This is a genomic window from Aquimarina sp. RZ0 (genome assembly GCF_008370685.1).
In the GTDB taxonomy this organism is placed as follows: Bacteria; Bacteroidota; Bacteroidia; order Flavobacteriales; family Flavobacteriaceae; genus Aquimarina.
Genome location: NZ_VTZU01000053.1, coordinates 18,953 through 40,871 on the forward strand (window position 1 = coordinate 18,953; position 21,919 = coordinate 40,871).

General features: G+C 32.1%; 20 protein-coding genes. 1 reads left to right on the forward strand and 19 read right to left on the reverse strand.

Annotation, left to right across the window (positions count from 1 at the left end; all coding sequences use genetic code 11):
- Window positions 1-81 precede the first annotated feature (81 nt).
- From F0000_RS18800 to F0000_RS18890, 19 genes are all read right to left on the reverse strand, one after another.
- Complete coding sequence (locus F0000_RS18800; RefSeq protein ID WP_149626271.1) at window positions 82-1,314, reverse strand: DUF3999 family protein; 1,233 nt, start codon at window positions 1,312-1,314, stop codon at window positions 82-84.
- Window positions 1,295-3,616 carry a DUF2339 domain-containing protein gene (locus F0000_RS18805; RefSeq protein ID WP_149626272.1) on the reverse strand — a complete coding sequence of 774 codons (2,322 nt, stop codon included), beginning with the start codon at window positions 3,614-3,616 and terminating at the stop codon, window positions 1,295-1,297. Before F0000_RS18805 ends, F0000_RS18800 begins: the two co-directional genes overlap by 20 nt.
- Before the next feature lie 336 nt (window positions 3,617-3,952).
- Window positions 3,953-4,582 (reverse strand): hypothetical protein, encoded by a 630-nt coding sequence (locus F0000_RS18810; RefSeq protein ID WP_149626273.1) that lies wholly within the window; start codon window positions 4,580-4,582, stop codon window positions 3,953-3,955.
- A 286-nt stretch (window positions 4,583-4,868) separates the two neighbouring features.
- Window positions 4,869-5,633: a hypothetical protein gene (locus tag F0000_RS18815; protein WP_149626274.1), complete on the reverse strand. Its 765-nt coding sequence runs from the start codon at window positions 5,631-5,633 to the stop codon at window positions 4,869-4,871.
- Window positions 5,617-6,396 carry a YARHG domain-containing protein gene (locus tag F0000_RS18820; RefSeq protein ID WP_149626275.1) on the reverse strand — a complete coding sequence of 260 codons (780 nt, stop codon included), beginning with the start codon at window positions 6,394-6,396 and terminating at the stop codon, window positions 5,617-5,619. The genes F0000_RS18815 and F0000_RS18820 overlap by 17 nt, the downstream gene beginning before the upstream one ends.
- A 137-nt stretch (window positions 6,397-6,533) precedes the next feature.
- The gene (locus F0000_RS18825; RefSeq protein WP_149626276.1) at window positions 6,534-7,436 is read right to left on the reverse strand and encodes a PD40 domain-containing protein; all 903 of its coding nucleotides are present in this window, start codon (window positions 7,434-7,436) and stop codon (window positions 6,534-6,536) included.
- Between the two features lie 122 nt (window positions 7,437-7,558).
- Entirely contained in the window at window positions 7,559-7,975 is a 417-nt protein-coding gene (locus tag F0000_RS18830) for a nuclear transport factor 2 family protein (RefSeq protein ID WP_149626277.1), read from the reverse strand.
- A gap of 47 nt (window positions 7,976-8,022) precedes the next feature.
- Window positions 8,023-8,784 (reverse strand): DUF6503 family protein, encoded by a 762-nt coding sequence (locus F0000_RS18835; protein WP_149626278.1) that lies wholly within the window; start codon window positions 8,782-8,784, stop codon window positions 8,023-8,025.
- 720 nt (window positions 8,785-9,504) lie between these two features.
- Entirely contained in the window at window positions 9,505-10,011 is a 507-nt protein-coding gene (locus tag F0000_RS18840) for a ferritin (protein ID WP_149626279.1), read from the reverse strand.
- A 468-nt stretch (window positions 10,012-10,479) separates the two neighbouring features.
- Window positions 10,480-10,854: a nuclear transport factor 2 family protein gene (locus F0000_RS18845; RefSeq protein ID WP_149626280.1), complete on the reverse strand. Its 375-nt coding sequence runs from the start codon at window positions 10,852-10,854 to the stop codon at window positions 10,480-10,482.
- Window positions 10,855-11,103: 249 nt separating this feature from the next.
- Window positions 11,104-11,613 carry a hypothetical protein gene (locus tag F0000_RS18850; RefSeq protein ID WP_149626281.1) on the reverse strand — a complete coding sequence of 170 codons (510 nt, stop codon included), beginning with the start codon at window positions 11,611-11,613 and terminating at the stop codon, window positions 11,104-11,106.
- Window positions 11,614-11,711: 98 nt separating this feature from the next.
- On the reverse strand, window positions 11,712-12,224 hold the full coding sequence (locus F0000_RS18855) for a PAS domain-containing protein (RefSeq protein WP_149626282.1): 513 nt from the start codon (window positions 12,222-12,224) through the stop codon (window positions 11,712-11,714).
- Window positions 12,225-12,322: 98 nt separating this feature from the next.
- On the reverse strand, window positions 12,323-14,794 hold the full coding sequence (locus F0000_RS18860) for a TonB-dependent receptor (RefSeq protein WP_149626283.1): 2,472 nt from the start codon (window positions 14,792-14,794) through the stop codon (window positions 12,323-12,325).
- Window positions 14,775-16,136, reverse strand: coding sequence for an HTTM domain-containing protein (locus tag F0000_RS18865; RefSeq protein ID WP_149626284.1), 1,362 nt, complete (start codon window positions 16,134-16,136; stop codon window positions 14,775-14,777). Before F0000_RS18865 ends, F0000_RS18860 begins: the two co-directional genes overlap by 20 nt.
- Window positions 16,137-16,152: 16 nt before the next feature.
- The gene (locus F0000_RS18870; RefSeq protein WP_149626285.1) at window positions 16,153-17,262 is read right to left on the reverse strand and encodes an imelysin family protein; all 1,110 of its coding nucleotides are present in this window, start codon (window positions 17,260-17,262) and stop codon (window positions 16,153-16,155) included.
- A 104-nt stretch (window positions 17,263-17,366) separates the two neighbouring features.
- A complete protein-coding gene (locus F0000_RS18875; RefSeq protein WP_149626286.1) occupies window positions 17,367-18,596 on the reverse strand; it encodes a DUF4856 domain-containing protein in 1,230 nt (409 codons plus the stop codon).
- A gap of 200 nt (window positions 18,597-18,796) precedes the next feature.
- The gene (locus F0000_RS18880; protein ID WP_149626287.1) at window positions 18,797-19,258 is read right to left on the reverse strand and encodes a heme-binding domain-containing protein; all 462 of its coding nucleotides are present in this window, start codon (window positions 19,256-19,258) and stop codon (window positions 18,797-18,799) included.
- A 16-nt stretch (window positions 19,259-19,274) separates the two neighbouring features.
- Window positions 19,275-20,141: a hydroxymethylglutaryl-CoA lyase gene (locus tag F0000_RS18885; protein ID WP_223148923.1), complete on the reverse strand. Its 867-nt coding sequence runs from the start codon at window positions 20,139-20,141 to the stop codon at window positions 19,275-19,277.
- 49 nt (window positions 20,142-20,190) lie between these two features.
- Complete coding sequence (locus F0000_RS18890) at window positions 20,191-20,817, reverse strand: LysE family translocator (protein WP_149626288.1); 627 nt, start codon at window positions 20,815-20,817, stop codon at window positions 20,191-20,193.
- 186 nt (window positions 20,818-21,003) lie between these two features.
- Between F0000_RS18890 and F0000_RS18895 the strand changes: the two genes are divergently transcribed.
- Entirely contained in the window at window positions 21,004-21,915 is a 912-nt protein-coding gene (locus tag F0000_RS18895) for a spondin domain-containing protein (protein ID WP_149626289.1), read from the forward strand.
- Window positions 21,916-21,919: the final 4 nt, after the last annotated feature.

Genomic DNA, 21,919 nt, shown 5'->3' on the forward strand with positions numbered 1-21,919 from the left:
ATTTTTGAAGTTTATGCTTATATTTTCTATGTAATTGCCCACATAGTAAATCTCTTGATTAGAAAAGAGAAATTAAAAATCTCACTTCTTTTTCATCATCATTAATGTAAATCCTCCCAACAGTCCGATAACAATAAGCATTACTACCCATAACCATATTTCGTTTTTAAAAAGTGGCAATACGGTTTCTGGTTTATTTTTACTAATAGCTTCTTCAGCTCCAATTCGTAGTGTTTTTACATCTTCAGAAGTAACATCATATATATACTTTAGATCATAAGAGGGCTTTCTGACAGCAGGGTTACCATAGGTGAGATAATATGTTGCCGGAGTGGTAAAACGTGCAATCAGTTCGTGCGTATATCCTTTTACACTAATAGCATCGAATGCAAGTGGTTCATTATCTTGGTTATCGATTACGATTCTTAATTTTTCTGCAATTACGCTACGAAATCTAAACTCATTATCCTCTATAGAATTAAGTATCCCGGATGTTAGGTTTCTATAAGTATGTATCCACCCTTTTTTGGTTTGGGCACTATCACTAAGATACGCTATTCGTAAAGGTCGATAATAATCAAAATCGTTTGCATCCCTTATTTTTATATAACTCACAGGAGTTGATGTTTTTAAATCTATATCTATTACGGTACGATGGTTTTGTTTTTGTTCCTGAGTATGTATTGATTTAATATCATATGTTTTATAACTGGCTTCTTCTACTTCTACTAATGTCATCTGAGCATTCTTTACCTCTGGTGCTTTAGTCCCTTTTATAAATACTCTAAAATATTGGTATTTTGAGCTTGGGATTTTTATTCTGGTAAATGCATAATTTGTCAGTTCATTTTTTATGGAGAGTATCCTATACGATTCAACAATGGTAAACCAGTTTTTTAGATTCTGGCTTCCTTCTATGTTAACAAGATTATCAAAGTTCTCCTCCTCAAAAAATAGTTTGATTTGATTAATTACCTGATCATAAGGGATTTTTAGCGTAATAAATGAGCCTTCAGCAGTTATGGATTGATTTATAATTTCGAAATTTACTTCCTTTCCCGATCTTTTTTCCTGGTTTTGTTTTAACAGATATGGCGCTTCTATAGTATCATTTTCTTTGGTAATTCCATAAATTCTAATATCTGAAAGGTCAGATGATAACCGTTTAAAGATTTCGTCAGGTAACGCTATCCTATGCCAGGTATTACTAATACCCGTCAACTGTCTTTTATAACTGTAGGTATCGATCTGTCCATAACTACATAAACAGTATAAAAAAAGGATAAAGACTATGTTATTGATCTTTGATCTCATCTGTAATGATATGTTTGTATTTATTATATAAAAAAGAAATAATCAATAATAATAATCCCAGAGATACGAATACAATAGTTTTAGAAATCGTGTTAAGATGTGATATATCATAAAAGAATAGTTTGATTAAGGTGATACCAAACAATCCAAACGCAATGATCCGAATATGCTTTCTCTTTTTCCAGAATCCTAAAACGATTAATAACAACGCATACACTCCCCATAAAATACTCAGGCCTAATTTATCAGAGGATGTATACCCTGCGATATCTAACCAATGAATTAGTTCACTACTTACAATCCATAAAATGGCTATTTGTAGTATAATATCATATCCTATCGTAAAGGTTTTTTTTAGAAATTCCTGCCTTACATACTGATAACTAGCCATTAGCAATCCGATACTAAAAGCTATAGCAATATACCGAATCCCAATATGATACAACCCAGCTTCTCCAGATTTGATCGTAGCAGGATACAGATAATTCTCGCGCAACACACTGAGTATGTAGAGCCCACTGGTCAGAAAAATAAGTAATGCTATTATATTGAATAATATATTGATATATCCCAATACCTGATTCTTAAACTTCTTCATATTTACAAAAGATAAGATTGTCAGAAATAGCAATGTATAATTAATCAGCCAGATTCCTCTGAACTTCTGACTATCATACTCATAAGCGTCCCAATACGCTATGATTTCTAAGAAAAAAGCCATGTATAAAGTGAAGAGAAAGGTAGCAGAGATCCATAATGAAATTAGATGAAACAATGTCTTTTGATCAGCCCATGGAAATGGATATTTATCGCTTCTGAACAGGGAAAAAATATACCCAAAAGATGCTACACATACTAATGATGTAAGTACTGATATATTAAAAAATGGCAGCATACTACTTTCTACTCCTTCTAATACATAGGAGTATTCTACATAATAATTCCACCAATCCTGAAGCAGACTAAAAAAGGTAAGCGCGATCACAGGGTATGCTAGTTTTTCATAGATTGGTACTTTTTTTGTTCTACCAATCCAAAATAACAGAGCAGCTTCTGCAGCCCATAAAAGTGTTACCCAGTTACCATCCAGTTGAACCGGAAACGCAATACTGATAAAAACCAATACCATCCCTGAGGTAAAATAAAAGAGGTTACGATCCGCCAGTTTTAGTCTATATATAAAAACACTAACCCCAAAATGAATTATAGCATTTCCCAATGTAAATACTCCTAGTAACTGCTCTCCTACAGGGTGATTCGTAAGGATAGAAAAACCAATACTATAAAAAACAAATGCATTCATCAATTGTAGTAAAACATCTCCCATACCAAACTTCTCTTTTCTTTTGAGTTTGTAGAACAAGAATATAGAATAAAAAGTGACAAAAAATATAAACAAAAACACCGATGCCAGTGTAAAATGGACCGCTATCTCATAGGAAGAAACAAACCAACTAAAGAAAATTAACCACGTTAGAAAAAAAGATGAATAGTATAATGGTTTCCAGTAGCGCTGCAAGGATACAAATAGGATTCCGATATTAATGATCGCCATATAGCTAAATAGTATTGCCACTTTTCCTGATCCGTCACTAAGCAAAAAAGGTACGGCATAAGCGCCCACCAATCCTATATGTGCAATCACTTGTTTATTATAATGTATAGCAGCAAATACAGTAAAAATTGTAAATATCACCATGAGTACAAAAGCAAATACTTGTGGCATAAGCTCATATAAACTATAACCTATAAAGGTGATAAAATAAAGTATTGTCATTGCTCCACTAACTAATACAGCACTAAAATTCTCGTACTTCTTTTTTAGTTTCATGCCTACTCCAATCAGTCCGATACCCATAAGATATCCTAATATTATTCTTGTCAATGGACTTATTAGCTCATTATCGATAGAATATTTAGCTCCGATAGCAACACCTATCACAAGAATAATTACGCCTATTTTGCTAATAAGATTCTCTCCTATAAATTTTTCTAAACTGGATTTGTTTTTAAGTCTGGTAACTTTTTTGATAACGGGCGCTGAAACGGTTTTCTGTACAGGTATTTCTTCCTTTTTCACCTCAGAATGTGTTCTATTTTCTACTTTTTCAGGCTCTGAAGTAATGCCTGGAGAGTCCATTTTCTTTGCTGTTACAGGCTGTTCCTGTTTTTTCTCTGAAGTCTTTAATCTAAATATTTCCTGTTTTAGATCTAGTATTTCTCTATAAAAACTTTCTTGCTTTTTTGAAAGAATTTCCAGTTTCTGAAGAAGTTCTTCGAGGTATTCCTGATTGTTAGCCATATAGTTTATCTAAATTAAAAAAGAAGTAAAATGGTTATACCATTAACCTGCTTTTGTATGATAGGTTTATACCAGAAAATCTATCTTAGAACTGATCTGGAGTACTGCTTTTTCCTATGAAATTTACATCTATTTTTTCAAATTAAATGGGGTTATTCTCAAGGTTTATGTTTACTCGATAATCGAGATTTAACTACCTCAGTTTACCTCGAGATAGTTTATTGTTTTTTTTACCGTTTTTTACTATTTTTCCTGGTAACCTGATTTTACCCCAAACCCCACATTTGTCATCTCTGTAGGATGTAGATAAATAAGAATTTTAAATCATTAGCATATTCAATTAATTTCCATATGATATACGACTTCAAGAAATTTCTGAGAAGCTGTTTTTTCTTTTTTATCAGATTTTAATTCTTTCAATACTCCTGCTATCTTAATTTTTTTCTCTGGTAGCTTAGTTGTTCCTTTAGAATGAGCAATCAGAAATTCCTTATCAGAAACTTCATCTCTTATTTCATACACATCATATATATCAATTATTGGAACCATTGAAAATGTTGTTACCTTACCCGTAACGATAGGAATCATGATAAATCCTATAAAATTACTATTGGATTCAGTCAATTTTGGAATTCCGGTCATGATCATATTTGAGGCTACTATGCCTTTAGTATGAGCTTCTGACGGCAACAATTCGATTGGTTTATACTTTGCATAAACCTTTTGTAACTTTTCGTCCAATTTTGAAATGACGGCTTTTCTTTTTTCTTTATCTAATTTTGAAATTGACACCTCAAAAAACAAAATCATTTGTTGCTTATCATAAAAAAGACCTCCAACTTTTCCTAATTCAGATGTAGAGATTATCCCATCATCTGCTTTTGTCAAAATGTTATAAAACCTTCCTCCATTATCTAGTTTTGAAATTGCTTCATCGATATTTTTATAAGGCTCTATTTTTTTCATATGCTTTTTTGTGCTTTTCCTTCTATAACAGTATGGGCAATAACCAAGTACGATTTCAAAATATCCATTCAAATTTGCTCTGTATCCTTGATACTTCAAAATAAAAATGGTCGCCTTTTTGTTTGAGTATTTTAAAACCAGACATGGTCTAACAAGAGTATTTCCTGGTTTTTAAAACAACTATCCTTTTTTTATTCAAAAATATCATCTAAAAAATTCAATTACTACCCTGAAAAAAGGGAAACTACATATGCAATATTGATTACTAAAGAGTATCAATACCCTATTAAAACCCTGTTGTAAATAAGTTTCTCGCTCCTCTAATACCACATTTTTGATACGTATGATAGGATTGTGCTGCTCGTTCATCTATTTGTTCCCCTGATTCATTAGCTATCCAACCATCTATTGCTGATTTGAGCGTATATGCTTCCGGAGCCATTAGGTGTGTGGTCCATAATATCGGATTAGCCTTTGCTTTTCTAACTTGAGGTTCGAAATAGCGCTTACTATAACAAGCCAAAATTATTATATCTCTTATCTTGGTAACAGATTCCTGGTATGACGGATTACTCTCAAAATCCATCAACCCGTTATGACCTACATAAGCCAGGAGATCAGATCCACCACCAAAATCCAGCGTTTTTGATTTTTCTTTGAGCTCAAAAGAAAGTTGCCCATTAGCAGATCTCAAAAAGTTTTCTGTACAGTCTTTTATCTTAGCTCCATCATAAGCATCTGCCAATACATATATATCTTTTGTTATGTGTTTGAATAATAATCTTTCTAAAATAATCGGATCATCTGATGGAACCGTTTGTATAAGTTGCCAGTCTTTAGTTTTTACTTTAAAAAAATTCTTTACTCCATAACCAGCACCCCAGTATAAATTGTTTTTTGGATCTTGACCATTTCCGATTTTATCGGGTACAGGAACAATACCTTGATGTATATTATCACACAAGGCTACAAAAACATGAATTGTTTTTGTCTGACTTACTGCTGCAAAAGAAGAAAGAACAATTGTAATAAGACTAATTATTATCTTCATGCTTCTTAAGACTTACGATCAATTCAATATTTTTTTTTTCGATCGGTGTTAATTTTTCTGTGGCATCCTGATCAGATGGAGTATACCATGATTTTGATTCAAAATAATCCTGCCACATTTCTTTCTTAAACATATATCCGTGAGCAGCAAAGATTTCATTTTTGATAATTGCTAATTCTTCTTCTGTTTTTTCTTTTAATTCTTCTTCAGTAAAAACTCTATGAGAAAATATATAGTTTTCACGTTCCAGTGATTTTCTATCTGTATAGGGTTTAGCAAACGTTCCTTCCTCACGTATTGGCTGAAACTCAAGCCACATTTTCACTCCTATTTGACTTCCATCCCCCTGACAATCGAGTTTTTCTCTTACCTCCTTAAAAACTAATAATTCTTTAGAAACATACACAGATTTCCTGCTATCATCAAAAGAACAATCGGTTATTGTTCTTTCAAAAGCTATTGTTCCTATTCGTTCTCCGGTATTACTAAAGGATGTTATGGATGACTGCACACAATTCCTTTTTGCATTACACTCCAGATGCGTAGATACTATAAGATAAGTATCTGTTTGTACAATGATTTGACCTGTTAGCAGTTTATTTGCTCTTTCTGTAGGTTGAAAATCAAAATAAGTTTTAGCTAAGATTAAAGGAATCTCTTTTTTAGGAGTAGCAAATAAAGATATAAGTTCATTGAATTCATTTTTCTGCGCATAGATTTTAAATGAGAGAAAAATAAGTATGATGAAGGTGTATCTTATCATAAATAATATTTTTTTATTAGAAATTAGTAAGGTTAATTGTCTAAAAAAGGGAGGGTATCCTACAAATCTAAAAAAAGCTTATTAAATATTGGTGGATTTTTTGATTTTTTTGGAATAATTTTATAGTGGTGTCTATCTTAACGATATTGCTCAAATATCTTAGCGTCTACCCAATAAATATCCTGATTACTAGTATAGAAAAAGTATTTTCCATCTTTGGTCACAAAAGGACATAGTTCATGCCCTTTACTATTAATCGGAACTCCCATATTCCTGGATTTAGTCCAGCTACCATCCTCACGTTTAAAACTGATATACAGATCTCCTCTCCCTAAGCCTTCTTCTCGTCTTGCACAAAAAATAATATATGATTCATCTGGAGCTACAAATACGTCTGCTTCATAACTTTTGGTATTAATCGCTCCACTTAATTTTTCGGGTTTCTGAAACTTACCATTTACACTTCTTGAAGCATATATATCAAAATTGTCATTATTATTTCCTGAGAGGTTATTTGAACTAAAATACATAGTCCCTTCATTCGTAAAGGACATATAATATTCATCCCCATCAGAATTAATAGCAGATCCAGCATTTATAGGTTCTGACCAACCATCAGGTTTTTTTTCAGAATACCAGATATCATGCCCTTTTCTATTCCCGTTTTTCTTATGTTGTAGATTTGATATGTAATACAATCTATACTCATCTGGTGATAAAAATGGATCATTAAAACCATATTTGGGGTCAGATACAATAGTTTTTGGTACAGTCCATAGATCATTTTCTAATCTGGTATATCGGATTTCGGTTTTTCCATTGATATCTACTCCATAATAGAATTCTTTTCCGTTTTTAGAAAATACTGATCCAAATTCTGACTCTGTAGGTTTGGAAATTATATGCTGAGCAAACACTTCTGGTTGCAATCCAGGAGGTTTTTGATTTAAATATAAACGAGATTCTTCGACATTCTGGGTATATCCCAATGTAGGTAATATGGCTATGGATAATAGTACATTTATAGTTTTTAATTTCATGATCTTTAATGTTGTTGGTGATGAAGTTTGTCTATTTTTTTTGAAATTCTTCAAAATACTTAACTACACTATTATAGAGGTTTCTATACAGAGTATCTTTAAAACCTTGACTATTTTACAAATCACTTGTTGTCATGTAGTTTTTTATAGAAAATTTTGCTTACAATCTTCCATTCTCCATCAATTTTCAGCAAATTCATATAATCTATAAATGTAAATGTAGGATATTCAATTTCTAACCTGGCGTGAGCCGCATGACCAGATATATCAATAGTCGCAATTTTTGTTTTACGATTTTGTTTAGGCCCTGGTTTCATTATTTTTTCAAAAAAATCAATGGCATTGACCTCCTGATATCCTTCCCGAATATATTTCATAGTAGCTGTTTTATGAAATGCCTTTTTTAGGGTTTCAAAATCATTATTAGTTCCTCCTTCCAAATAATAATTTACTGTTTTTTCTACCAGTTTACGGTCGGATTCTTGTGCACTTACCACTGTAATTGCCAGTACTAAAAATAAACTTAGACATTGTTTCATGATTGATAATTATTTTGATGATTTATTTAATGTTGATATGTATCCTTTCAATTGTGTGATTTCATCTTTTTGATAGCAATATCAGAACCAGAATATTCATCCGTATAGTAGTCATACCAATGCCTGATCCTTGGAATTCTGATTCGGTTAATAACGATCTGTTTTTCAAAATAAATTCTTTCTCCTTCTTTAGGTTTATCCGGAAAAATTATTTCTACCCCAACTAATTGAAAATTTGATCTTTTTATATATACATACCAAAACTTAGAAAACAGAGCCTCTTTTAGTTCTAACTCAATTTTATAACATTCTTGTTCATTAAAATCAGCAGTAGATACCTTTTTGAATTCATAGATAACAGCTTCGTTTAACGACATAGGTAGCCCCCACATCAGCTGGTAAAACTTTTGATAATCTATACTTCTATCAGGAACCAATTTGTATTTAGTAATTAGAGCGGTATCTTTTACTTTCTGACCATCTAGTAAAGCACTTCTTTCTCCATCTTTGTTAATACTATACGTTACGATATGTTTTCCTCTGTTTCGTTGTAGCTCAAATGATTCTTTTTGATTATTCATTTTTATTATAGAATACCTGTAGGGATTTCCTATTCTGGGTTCTTGTATATGCATATAGAGCATAGAAGTATTCCATTGATGCTGAGGATCATGATAATTTATACTTTTTTGTAATACTGTGCTACCATTAATTTCCTGAACAGGTTTTTTACTGCAAGAATATAGAACTGATATGATTATACATATACAACTACAAAAAGTAGTTGTAGTACATCTTCTAGTATTCATAAATATACCCATATCCCCAACAGTATTTATGTTACTAAGCTATTAAATCATTTTTGTAATCCATCCCAATAAAATCTTAATCCGTTAAAAATGCAGCACACTATCAACCTATATGTAAGTGTTTTATGAACGCATCTTGAGTAATTAAAATCATTTCTTTTTGTTTCACACTTCAAAATAAAAAGGATCGATAGTGTTGCTATCTATGAATTTTCTTTCTCGTCTGAATTAAAGAATAATTTGATTCAGTTTACCATGATTTCGTCTAAGAATTGATTACTCTCCAAATTTTATGACATAAAAGTTAACCTTCCCTACAAGCTATTCCTTCCTTTTGTTTTCTTATAATCAAATAATGCTAAGCTTTCATTATTATCATTAAAGTTTAGGACATTTTTTACAATTTGTTTTTCCTTTCTTCTTATATTTTTTACAACATTTCTTCTTTTTTATACCACAGCTAATTTCACAATTTACAGTGATACAAGGAGTATATAGAGAAGGTGTATCGAATGTTCTCACAGTCTTTTAATTTTTATTAAATCTAAATAAAGTGTAAAAATATAAAAAAAAAGATTCTCTAAAAAAGAATCTTCACTTTTAATTTACTCTATACTTGAGATTTAGACAAGGGCTTGCCTCAAAAGCAATTTTTTTTTCTCAATACACGCCTTGTGAGATGATCCCCAGACAGCTTGTTTATTAATAATACGTTAGCTATTACTCTTCTGATGATTTTACCGCTTGTAATGTGTTAATATCTCTATCAAAAAGGTAATGACCTGATTTGTCATCTCCAATTATTTTTAGTTTATCTAATAATGTCCGGGCTGTAGCTTCTTCTTCTAATTGCTCTGCTACATACCACTGCATAAAGTTGTGCACATTGTAGTCTTTATGCTCTAAGCATTGAAAAATCACATTATTAATCTGTGCCGTTACAAATTCTTCACTTTTCAGAAAAACTTCAAACAACTCCATTAAACCATTAAAACTATCTCTTGGTTTATCTATTGAAGGAATCACAGCTTGTCCGTTACGTTCATTGATAAACTTAACTAACTTGGTCATATGGACACGTTCTTCTTCGGATTGTGTATAAAAAAATTCTGCTATTCCATTATATCCATTGATATCTGCCCAGCAGGCCATCGCAAGGTATTGTGCAGAAGCTTTTGCTTCATATTTTATCTGGTCATTAAGAGACTTTTCTATTTCTGGTATCATTTTTCTGTACGTTCAATTAAGTAGACTAAAGTACATAATTTATTGATCCTTCAGTAGTTTTTATACGATTTGTGATTAAAAAATTCGTATAAATTCATTGAATTATTTTTTCTTTATGTAAGGCAAAAAAATCAAGCATAGCTATAGCTACGGTTTATTTTTTAAACGAAGTAGAAAGGAAAAAGAAACGATGAATATGCGAAATTTTTAGTTATAAATCGTATTATATGTTTTTACAGTTGTTTTCAACTTATTTAAAATCAGACTATTTTAAGAATTAATATAAGAAAGACCCGAGGTCATTAAAATTTCTCTTTAGCTAATTTTAACATAAGTTTCCTTATTAAAATCCAAATGATTTTTCGAATTGAGATCTAGAATCATAAACTACTTCGTGGTCAATATCCTTTACATCTCGATTATCGAGTACTATCCAGGTTTGATCTTTGAATCAAAAAATCATTATTATCAATTGATTTTAGTGTCTTGAAAACCAGCTCTTTTCCACGTGCCAGACTCCTTAACCCAGATATTTGTTACCCGATAATTATTTTCTTCTGATATTCCTGATTTTGTCTGCATTACCTTAACTCTGGCGGTTACAATGGCTGTTACCTTATAGATTTTAATTTCAATTTCATCTATCCGGTAGTCATTAACTAACAGATGCCCACTGTCTATATCTGTTTTTCGATTTTGCAAATATGAAACCCAGCTTTCTTTATCTATGGATTTAGAATGACCATTAGTATGTATATAACTATCTGTGATCATTGTTTTTATTTTTTTGACATCGCCTGTTCTGAAAGCCTGATTGAATTTTTTTATAGTGACTAATACGATTTGTGATTAAAAAATTCGTATAAATTCATTGAATTATTTTTTCTTTATGCAAGGCAAAAAAATCAAGCATAGCTATAGCTACGGTTTATTTTTTAAACGAAGTAGAAAGGAAAAAGAAACGATGAATATGCGAAATTTTTAGTTATAAATCGTATAATACGATTTACGGGTGAGAATTTCGTAAAAATAATGGCAAGGATTTTTCGCTAGATTGATGAATCAAATTAAAGAATAGCCATAGCTATTGTTTCATTTTATGAAGAAAATATAGTAGAAAAAGAATGTCATTAGATGCGAAATTTTTATTCGTAAATCGTATAACAAGGATTTTCTTTCTGCTTCAGTATTATATACGTGTGAATCCTGTTTTTTTGAACAACTGTTTACTAGTAAAACTACTATCAAAAACCTAAACATAAGTATACCTACACGCCTAAACATATATTCTTTTTTTATAGCAAGTTTATCGATACCTGAAATCTCTAAAGCTGTAAATGCTTTATAAATAAATACTTTAATAATTGGGACCATTCCATAAATAGTTATCAATATCTTAAACCATTTTCTTAGCAAATGAAAGGAAAAGATTAAAGAATCCATTCCTAATGTAATTAGTGTTTTGATCGTATTACTTATATATTTTTTGGAATATAGAGAAGCAAAAAGTGCTACCCATATTTTGGGCTGTAACATATAAAATACTCCAACGATTACAAGATTTATAGCAGTAAATAATGATATGGACTTTGCAGCAGTCATTTTTTGTAAAAAATTATGATTACAAAACTAGACAAAAACAAAATAAAAAAAGAAAAGGTTACTGCATACTAAATTAAAAACAAAAATACCCTAAGAAACTAAGCTGCAGTTTCAAAAGCAATGTAATTGACGAGTTTCCCTCGTTTATTGAGAACCGGAAAACCTTTAATATTACAAACGTATGTAGATTTATCTTTTTTGTAGTTAAGAATTGAAACTTCAAAAGGTTGCTGTTTCTTCACTGCTTGTCTTACCATTTTAGAAGTCTGATTACAGGTATTCGCACCTTGAAACATTTTTGGAGAACTCCCAATGATTTCTTCTGGAGTATACCCATTCATTTTTTCTATGTTATGCGAGGCATACACAATAGTAAGTTTGGTATTGGTAATAACAATTACAGATTTTTTATTTATCAGTTCTTTTTGATAATTTCTATCAAAATTCCATTTTTGGGTAATCTTTTTCAACATCTCGAGGTCTTCTTTAAAACTACTCATAGCAGAAAAATGTTCTCCATAAAATTCCCAGGAAAATAAGGGTAAAATATGTGTAGAAATAGATTTATAATATTGAGCCATCATCTGATCGTATACCGCAAACTCTTTCATATCATTGGATTTTGGTCAAATTTATGTAATAATCAACCAACTGATAATTGAACAAAAGTTAATTCTGTAATTAAACAAAGGTTAATTTTTATGGCTGTTTACCATTTAAATTGCAATGTAGCATACCAGGCTAATGGTTCTGAGGGTATAATCCCAGGCCCAGGATATCCAGTCGCCCTTTGTGTAAAATAGCTTTCGTCCAAAAGGTTATTAATCCCTGTTTCTAGTTTAAACCTGTCAAAACTATATGAAAAGGAAAGGTCTACTATCGAGTATGCAGGGATCTCGCCGATAATACCATTACGGTTATCTCCATCATTTGCGATAGCAGCATTGGTTACATCTGTAAACTGCTCAGAAAGGTAGGTATATTGTACATTTGCCAAAAAGTTTTTATACCCGAATTTTAATCCGGTTTTTAGATTAATAGCAGGAATAAACTCTACCTTTTTTCCTGTAACCCCCGGAATTTCAGAAGCTGTATATTCTGAGTTTGTCAATGAGGTGTTTGCAAATATATTGAGCCTGTAATTATTATTTTCTATTCCAATGGTATTCCAAACATTCCAATCTAATAAGCTTTCTAATCCATAAATAAAGGCACTACCAATATTTCCTCGTACTCTTTCTGCTCTATCATTAAAAACGATACCTATCCTATCATCATACAACAACCCAAATACACTCACATCATACGATAGGGTTGTATTTAATTTTCCGCGTACGCCTATATCAGCGGTAAATCCTTCTTCGTCACCAATAGTTGGATCTACTACAAAAGTAGGACTCACCACTCTAATATCATTAAAGGTAACTGATCTGTAATTCTGAGAGATATTTACATATGTTTCTATGCTATTAGTAAACTTATAACTCGAACCTATTCCAAAAAGAAAAAAAGAACGATTTAATTTTCTATTGTCCGTATCAAAATTATTAGCAATAGGATTTCCTGCATTATCAAAAATAACCTGATTAAAACTTCCTTCGCTTTCTGTTTTTATATGTTCGAACCTAAATCCAGGGGTTACTGAGAATTTATCTGAAAAATTAAATATATTTTCTCCAAATACAGCGATATTAAAATTAGGGAAATCAAAAGATGACTGATTAGGATAATCCAGAAAAATAGCATCTTGAAAATCAAAGTCTGGTCCTGTCCCTAATCCTCCTGCTCCTTGTCTGGAGTTATTAGCAGCCTGATAATACTTGGATCCAATTAGAAAGACGGATTCTTTATCCCATAATTGATATCGGGTAAGCAACCTGGCTTCTGCTCCCCAATTCCTAAAGTTATCAACGATAAGGTCTCTGGAGTTCACAAAATTACCTGAACTATCTACTTCATCAACATCTGTTATAGGGTTTGTATTTAATCTTCCCGGAATTCCTCTAAATCCTAATGCAGATCTGGAAGCATCCAATCCAAATAGATACAGGCTAAAATCGGTAGCATCAGAGAATTCGTGTGTTAGTTTTAATGCATACAATTTCCAATCTACTTCAAACCAGTTTCTTGTTCTATTACTAAAATCCGGATCTGTTCTAAAATCTGTATCCGTTAATCCTCCTGGTTGTTTTGCCAAGTATTTTAAATACGAAAATTCACCTTCAATTTTTGTGCGCTCTGATATCTGATATCCTGCATGAACATATGCATTCTTAGAATCAAATTCTGAATTTGGTCTAAAACCATCTCCCTGTTTATAATTAAAATAGGTATAATAACTAAATTTATTAATGGTACCACCAAGACTATTAAAACTAGTAAACAGATTAAAAGAACCCAATGTTTGTCTGGAAACAAGTTCTATTTTTTTGTTTGGGTTCGGGCGTTTCATTTTAAAATTAATCAATCCTCCAAACTGCGTACCGTATTGCAGGGATGCTGCCCCACGTACTACCTGGATTTCACTAAGAGCTTCTGGTGGTGGCGTATAATAACTCTCTGGATATCCTAATACATCTGCACTGATATCATACCCATTCTGGCGGGTATTAAAATTGGCAGTACGATTAGGATCCAAACCTCTTCCTCCGATATTGAGCTGTAACCCTCCAACACTATTTTCATAGATATTTAATCCTGCTACCTGTGCATAAATCTGTCGGGCATTATTAGAAGCCAAATTTCCTTGCACATTATCTAATAAAACGACTTCACTTTTCTTTCCTGCATATATCGCTGTTCCTTCTACAGCCTTTAATCGTGTTAACCCAAATATTTTTTCTCTTCGCTGTGTAATAACAACTTCGGATAATTCTTCTCCCAAAGGCTTAAGAACAAAGTTTATACGGCTGTCGGATGTTACGTCTACCGATTTTTCTGAAATTTTGTAATCAAAGCTAAATACAGTAATCAGATACTTACCTTCTCTTACATCCGTAAATTCAAAGCTACCATCGCTATTCGTGACAACTTCTTTTCCCGTAGTACGATTATATACTTCTGCTTCTGGAACAGGAAGGCTATCTTGATTTGTTACCACTCCTGTAATCCTATATTGTGCTGAAACTATTGTTGATATTAATAAAAAAAAGACAGCTACCTTATAATCCCTTAATCTCATCCTTAAATGGAATAATCCATGTTTTATGTTTAAATGATTCTTCTTGTTTCCCCAGATCCACCGTTGGATCTATATATTGACTACTTAATCGACCATTAAGTGCGACATAACTTTCTACAAATACTTGTATATTTTTATGTCCTTGATTTGCGAAATGATTTTTCAGGTAATGTGCATATTGTACTATAAAATCTGGCTGTGTTGCCATTTGCTTTTGTTGAAAAGGAGTTAGAAAATCATCATTATCAACATAAAATCGTTTCTTTGTTTTACTATCTACAATTTTAAAATTAGCGTATCCCGCTTTTTCCATCAGCATTACCCGCCAGGAAAAACGATACCCTTCTTCTGTCCAAAACAATTCTCCCGGGTATAGCATATATCGAAATGGCAAAAGTAATTGAATCACAAAAAACAAAGACAAAACCCCTATGCAAATTTTGGTATGACCAGAGTGAAGACTTATAGTTTTATTCGTATCAAATTTTATTTTATCAATCCTGAATATTTTAGAAATAACTGTGAGTATTTTATGATGAACCTGATGATCAAAAAATATCAAAGTACCAATAATCATAATATAAGGAAACATACCAATAGGAAAAAGAACTCTTGTAAGTAGGTGAAAAACTACTACCATGACAAAAGCAAAAATTCTTGTTTTCTTAAAAAGCAATAAAAAGGGAATAGTTAAATCATACATAGCACCTGTATAACTAAATGTATAGTGTAACCATTCTTTATGCATCAAATTGCCTATGATAGGAATATCATATTTTGAAGGTAACCAAATCTTCAGAGGCATGGCTTTTATTAACCAATCAGAATTCAATTTTGCTAATCCTGCATAAAAATATACGATGCCTAATAATAGCTTTATACAGTCAATTGTCCAATTGGGTATCTCCTGAAAGGAAACTTTTCTCACTTTGGCATCCAATGAATAATATGCATTGGCGGGTAAAAATATAAGTAAGAAGCTAAGAATACTTATGAAATAATAATGATTAAGATAGGTCGTTTTATCCATTAATTCTATATAGGTAAAACTTAAAAAAAATGTTATAATAGCGATCCTATACTTATATCCAATCATAACAAATATACCAGACAACCCGCACAAGGCGAAAATAATATACGTATACTCCTCTATTGGTTTAATAAAGTCGAATCCATAGTATGAAAAGAAAAAAGTTGGCTCAATATATAATTTATCAATCCAGCCATAACTCCAGAAACGAATAATACTGAGCAGCATCATTAACCCAAAAAAAATACGAAAGACTGCAAGTGGTGCAGCCTCCGTATTTTTTTTTAGATATTCGTTTATACTATATTTCATTTAATACACAACTTCCTTAATCGCCATCAGCATCAACAAAATCTACACGAACCGATATTGCCTGAAGCATATCTACTTTTAGAAAAACCACATTTTTCTGAAGTTCATCATATGTATTCAGCATAAGTTCATTGTTCGTGCGGACTTGAGAAGAAAAATCATCATTAAGATTATCTGCTACAGACCTGGCTGTATTAAATTGATTATTAATTAATCCACTTAGATCTTCTCCATTTTTTATAGCAGTAAGAAAGTCAAGATAGGTTTTTAAGCTTTCTCCTGTTACAGCACTCCCAAAATGCTTTCCATTAAAAAAATCTTGTAACGCATTAAGATTGGCTTCAAAAAGAGTTTTTGTTAAATCTCCTTTGTACAGAGCTTCTACTTTCTCTTCAAAAGGTGTCCCGATAAATGCCCCTGCTGGAATCCCAATCTTACCAGCGCGTAAATGTTTTTCATAATGAAATATGAAATCATTCACCAATTTATCTACAGAACTTGTTGCAGAAGAACCACTATTGCTTACAAAAGTATCTCTATAACTGCCTGTCCAATCGTTTAGTACCTGTGAAGTTAAATCAACAATTCTATCTACTAGATCTGTAAGATACTTTTTATAGTTGACACCATTTGTAGTATCCGTATAAAACTCAAGAATTTTAGCATCAGAATCAGACACACCATTGATCACATAATCCAGCGCTCCAAATCCTTGCTCATCTTGTTGAGAAACTGTAGTAAGATCATAAGTCTCTGAAGAAATATTTGCATCTATATTAGCAGCATTAACAGGAAAAACATTCATAAAATTTCTAAAAGACAATTCTTCGGCTTTTCCTATTTCAAACATGCTAACTGTTTGCCACGAGATATAAGCTGTAGACCAAGCAGTTCTCAAATCGATCAAATTAGCTTCGTCTGTTGTATTAGTAAAGGCAGAAGCCGCAGTTTTCAGAGCTGCTACATCATTAGAAAAACGCTGGTATGCCGGAATAATAATATTATCTGAAATATTTTCCAGCATTGCTTTTCTATCAAAATTGTCTGTAGATGTTGTAGCATCATCTCCGGATGAGCAAGCTACTATAAGTGCAAAAGCAACAATTAAAAACCAAAACTTTTTCATCTTATTTTTATTTATTCTTAATAAATTTTTGCAAATGTAAAAAAAGAGGAGGAATTGATATAACTTCCTGCCTCTTTTTTAGCATTTTATACTTTTTGACCTTCTCAGCTACCAGCTTGTTCTGCTGTAAAATCAAATTTGGAGGCTATTGTTTCTGAGATAGTTTGTAACGTTTCTGGTGTTACATCCCATAATCCATTAGTTCCTTTCATCAAATCATCAAGTAATCCCTGAACTTCTGTTCTGGAAAAATAAGGAGTAGCATCATCTGACTTTCTGGTAAACTGCAGACTATAGATAAAACCATATCCTTCTGAAAGGTCATGAAATGCACTAGCATAATCAATCGTAGAAGCTTCTAATGCTCTCTTACCTTGTTGTAAGTAAAATACTGCTCTAACTGCAATAACCTGAGATATTTTTTCTCTGATAATAGCGGCTTGCTGATCTCTTACTGTATATTTTTTTGCTACAATAGCAGCTCTACCTAACTTAAAAGCGTTATAAATATCATCAGCAATTCCTTTAAAATCCTCATCTCCTTCTACTCTACCTATATATTTATTAAGGAAACTATCATCACTCCCAATAGTAAGATTAGGTTCTGCCGTATTAACAGAAGTTCCATATAAATAACCATATGCTTCGTCCCACTTGTGCTCCATAGTGGTATACGGTTTACCATCTGCAACAACATCATTATCATTATTAGCTATATTCTCTGCTTCATCCAGAACAGCAGTACCCAAGTAATTGTTTAATGCCTGATCTGCCATTAATCCACCTATCAGACTTTTGGCAAATGCCTGATTCAATTCTAAGCCTTGAGCATTAACATACCGACTAGATCCTCCTCCTGCTTCTTGCAAAACTCCAGGAGTACCAGCCATAGCAGTTACACCCCAGTTAGGAAACACCTCATCAACCTGACTTTTGATCCAAGTATCAAAATCAGCCTTGATTGCAGTTGCATCTGTAGTATTCGCCGAAAAATAATCTCGGGATGCCGCAGTCTTGCTTCTCACATTTTTATCAGAAGCATTTAAGTCTGCATCCTCAAAATCATCAACACCTTCCTGATGATTAAACATAGCGTCCAGTATTGCCTGAGTATTAGTATTATCTTTTAGTTCACTACTAATTTCTTCTGCCATTTTTATTCTGGTCGTTTGTCCTCCAAAACTTACAGTACTTTCTCCGTTACGCTCAAATGCATACGTAGCTGGTTCTTCTATCTGAACACCCGGTACTGTTGTATCATCATCAGATGAACAAGATGCCATAAGTAAGACTCCTGATAAACATATAACTTTGGTTAAACTTTTAATCCTCATCATTTTTTTAATTTAGACTTATTACAAATAGTTAATTAAGGCTGCAAATATATATATCGAAATGCAGTTTTCAAACTTTATTTGTATTAAATCTAAATAAACGTAAAATTCTTACAAGCAAGACGGAATTGGGTTGAAAACAGTATAAACTAGGTCATTGTAATGCTAACAAAGAAATCTAACAAAAATAAAATGAACATCTATTCTACTGAAGAATATTGTTTTCTCAGTTCTCTTACCCAGGCTATCAATACTTCTTTATCTTCTTTTTCTAAATTTCCATGAATCCAGGTATAAGAAGACAGTGGCATCTCTCCTTCTTCTACCTCTTCTATCAATTCATCTAATTTGTGATCTTTCTTTTTGTCAGAATATTGCTCCCAATCCGACACATTAAAATGTTCTTTCCCTTCATCTACGTGATGGGATAACCAATAAGACACTGGTGCTACTTCTGCATACCACGGATAAATTGTTTGGTTGCTATGACAGTCATAGCAATTACTTTTTAATATTTTTTTTATGGCAACACCTGGCTTGGTATCATTTTCAAAATAGGCAACAGATTCATATCCCATTTCATTTTTATCAGGTCTTATAAATTGCAGTATTACCAATACTACTGCTAACAACAAGCCTATTTTTTTTAAAACACTTTTCATTTTATTACTTAATTATTTAATGATATACTGTAAATATTTTAGTAGCTTCATTATGCGAAGATTCGAAGCTCATCATTTTTATATTACTATCCGCCTTTTCTGTAGTGAAATATGAAAGCATCCGCTCGGTTGGCATATTTCCTGTCAATTCATCTTTTGCCATTGGACACCCGCCAAATCCCTGTATTGCTCCATCAAACCTTCTACAACCCGCTTTATAAGCAGCATCTACTTTTTCATGCCAGCTTGTAGGAGTTGTATGCAAGTGCGCTCCGAATTCTATATCAGGATATTTAGGGATCAGATTAGCATATAAGTAATCTATAATTTCTGGATTAGACGTTCCAACAGTATCAGAAAGCGATAAAATCTTCACTCCCATAGTACTTAATTTCTCTGTCCAATCGCCTACAATCTCAACATTCCAGGGATCTCCATAAGGATTGCCAAAACCCATGGAGAGATATGCTACCACCTCTTTATTTGACCTATCAGCAATATTGAGAATTTCTTGTAAAGTTTCTACAGATTCTGCAATTGTCTTATGTGTATTACGCATCTGGAAATTTTCAGAAATCGAAAAAGGATATCCCAAATAATCAATCTCCTGGTGCATAACAGCAGTATTGGCACCACGCACATTAGCAATAATTGCTAATAATTTGCTTTTTGTAGCCGATAAATCCAACCCTGCCAGTACTGCTTCCGTATCTATCATTTGGGGAATTGCCTTTGGCGAAACAAAACTTCCAAAATCTATCGTATCGAATCCACATCGTAAAAGAGACTGTATATACTGAATCTTTTTTTCAGTAGGAATAAAGTCTTTAATACCTTGCATGGCATCTCTGGGACATTCTATAATTTTTACTTTTTTGATCATTTAAGAACTTCTGTCTAAAAGAAAACCAATTTACGCCATAAAAGTATGATTATTTTTCAGAAAAAAGGATAAAAACTCCGATTGCAATAAAGACAATTATCTGTAGCCATTTTAGAAATATCGCTACACTCGGATTATCTTTAATATGACGAGAAATATATCCAGCCATCACCGCTATTAAACCAAAAACAAAAAATGAAACCAGTATAAATAAAAATCCTAAAATATAGAACTGTATTACAGTACTTAATTCCTTACTAAATAAAAACCCAGGAAAAAATGCTAAAAAGAATATTGATACTTTAGGATTCAATACATTCATCATAAAACCTTGCTTAAATAAACTCATCATATTCTTCTTTTCTATCAGTGTATCTTCCAGTTGTAATGAGATGTTACTTCTCCAAACTTTAAATGCTAATAAAAACAGGTATATAGTTCCTAGAAGTTTTATGATAAAAAATAACATATTACTTTGCTTAATGATAGCTGAGATCCCAAAGGCAACCAGCGTAGTATGCACCAGACAACCAGCCATCAAACCCGCTACAGTAGCTAGTCCATATTTTTTACCATTTGATAGGCTTTGCATTAAAACATAGATATTATCAGGACCCGGAGAAATAGCCAAAGCTGATGTTGCTAATAAAAATGTATAAATAATTTCAATATTCATTTGTGTTATAAGTTTTTTTTAGGGATAAAGCAATAATTTTTAATTATAATAATCGTTTTAAATCTAACATATTTTAAATTGTTATCTTTATTTATTATTTAAATTGGTAGGGTAAAATATATTTTAACTGTTTAAATAATATATCTAATAACTTAATGTAAAAATTCACGCAAAACCTCAACTCACATGAAAAAACTTATTTTAACAACATCACTACTTCTATTATCAATCATAACATTTGGTCAGACTACTGCGGTATATGACATTGTTTTTACCAGTAACTGGGAAGCCCACGGGCCATTACCTGGTAGTAATGCACATTTTACAGAACTTGTAGGAGCTACTCATAATAGTAATATTACCTTTCTAAAGATGGGAGAACTAGCTACCCCCGGTATTGAAGGAGTTGCAGAAACAGGATCTAATGGCACTTTTAATTCTGAAGTTAACAGTGCTATAAATGCAAATAATGCAGATCAATATATAGAAGGACCTGACCTGTTTTTTAATGGATCAGGCAGAACAATTACTATCAGTGACCTAACGGTAAGTTCTGATTTCCCTTTAGTCAGTCTTGCTTCTATGCTTGCTCCTAGTCCTGACTGGATGATTGCTGTAAATAGTGTATCTCTGGTTGATAATGGAGGGCAATGGATTCCTGAGATCACATTGGATTTATTTCCTTATGACGCAGGAACTGAAGAAGGAACAGGATACCAGTTAAATAATCCTGAGACTGTGCCGCAAGAGCCTATATCTGATATTCGTGGAATGTATACGTTTACAACAGAAAAAGTAGGAACTATCGTTTTTACGCAAAAAATATTAAATGTAGATTCTTTTCAGGATAAAGAGAACAAAATTATAGTATCACCGAACCCTAGTAATGGAAATATTTCTATTCTTGCATCCAAAAGTTCTCCGATAGAAGATATAGAAGTATATAATATTTTAGGTAAACAAGTAAGACATTATAATTTTAAACAAAACATTTCGAGTATTAATTTAAACTTAACGAGTTTAGATACTGGAATTTATTTACTTAAAATATATAATTCTACTGGAAAAACAACAACCCAGAAGTTAATTTTGAACTAGAAAA

Coding starts and splice junctions, on each gene's coding strand:
- F0000_RS18800 (WP_149626271.1), bottom strand. CDS start 1,314: ATGAGATCAAAGATCAATAACATAGTCTTTATCCTTTTTTTATACTGT.
- F0000_RS18805 (WP_149626272.1), bottom strand. CDS start 3,616: ATGGCTAACAATCAGGAATACCTCGAAGAACTTCTTCAGAAACTGGAA.
- F0000_RS18810 (WP_149626273.1), bottom strand. CDS start 4,582: ATGAAAAAAATAGAGCCTTATAAAAATATCGATGAAGCAATTTCAAAA.
- F0000_RS18815 (WP_149626274.1), bottom strand. CDS start 5,633: ATGAAGATAATAATTAGTCTTATTACAATTGTTCTTTCTTCTTTTGCA.
- F0000_RS18820 (WP_149626275.1), bottom strand. CDS start 6,396: ATGATAAGATACACCTTCATCATACTTATTTTTCTCTCATTTAAAATC.
- F0000_RS18825 (WP_149626276.1), bottom strand. CDS start 7,436: ATGAAATTAAAAACTATAAATGTACTATTATCCATAGCCATATTACCT.
- F0000_RS18830 (WP_149626277.1), bottom strand. CDS start 7,975: ATGAAACAATGTCTAAGTTTATTTTTAGTACTGGCAATTACAGTGGTA.
- F0000_RS18835 (WP_149626278.1), bottom strand. CDS start 8,784: ATGAATACTAGAAGATGTACTACAACTACTTTTTGTAGTTGTATATGT.
- F0000_RS18840 (WP_149626279.1), bottom strand. CDS start 10,011: ATGATACCAGAAATAGAAAAGTCTCTTAATGACCAGATAAAATATGAA.
- F0000_RS18850 (WP_149626281.1), bottom strand. CDS start 11,613: ATGACTGCTGCAAAGTCCATATCATTATTTACTGCTATAAATCTTGTA.
- F0000_RS18855 (WP_149626282.1), bottom strand. CDS start 12,224: ATGAAAGAGTTTGCGGTATACGATCAGATGATGGCTCAATATTATAAA.
- F0000_RS18860 (WP_149626283.1), bottom strand. CDS start 14,794: ATGAGATTAAGGGATTATAAGGTAGCTGTCTTTTTTTTATTAATATCA.
- F0000_RS18865 (WP_149626284.1), bottom strand. CDS start 16,136: ATGAAATATAGTATAAACGAATATCTAAAAAAAAATACGGAGGCTGCA.
- F0000_RS18870 (WP_149626285.1), bottom strand. CDS start 17,262: ATGAAAAAGTTTTGGTTTTTAATTGTTGCTTTTGCACTTATAGTAGCT.
- F0000_RS18875 (WP_149626286.1), bottom strand. CDS start 18,596: ATGAGGATTAAAAGTTTAACCAAAGTTATATGTTTATCAGGAGTCTTA.
- F0000_RS18880 (WP_149626287.1), bottom strand. CDS start 19,258: ATGAAAAGTGTTTTAAAAAAAATAGGCTTGTTGTTAGCAGTAGTATTG.
- F0000_RS18885 (WP_223148923.1), bottom strand. CDS start 20,141: ATGATCAAAAAAGTAAAAATTATAGAATGTCCCAGAGATGCCATGCAA.
- F0000_RS18890 (WP_149626288.1), bottom strand. CDS start 20,817: ATGAATATTGAAATTATTTATACATTTTTATTAGCAACATCAGCTTTG.
- F0000_RS18895 (WP_149626289.1), top strand. CDS start 21,004: ATGAAAAAACTTATTTTAACAACATCACTACTTCTATTATCAATCATA.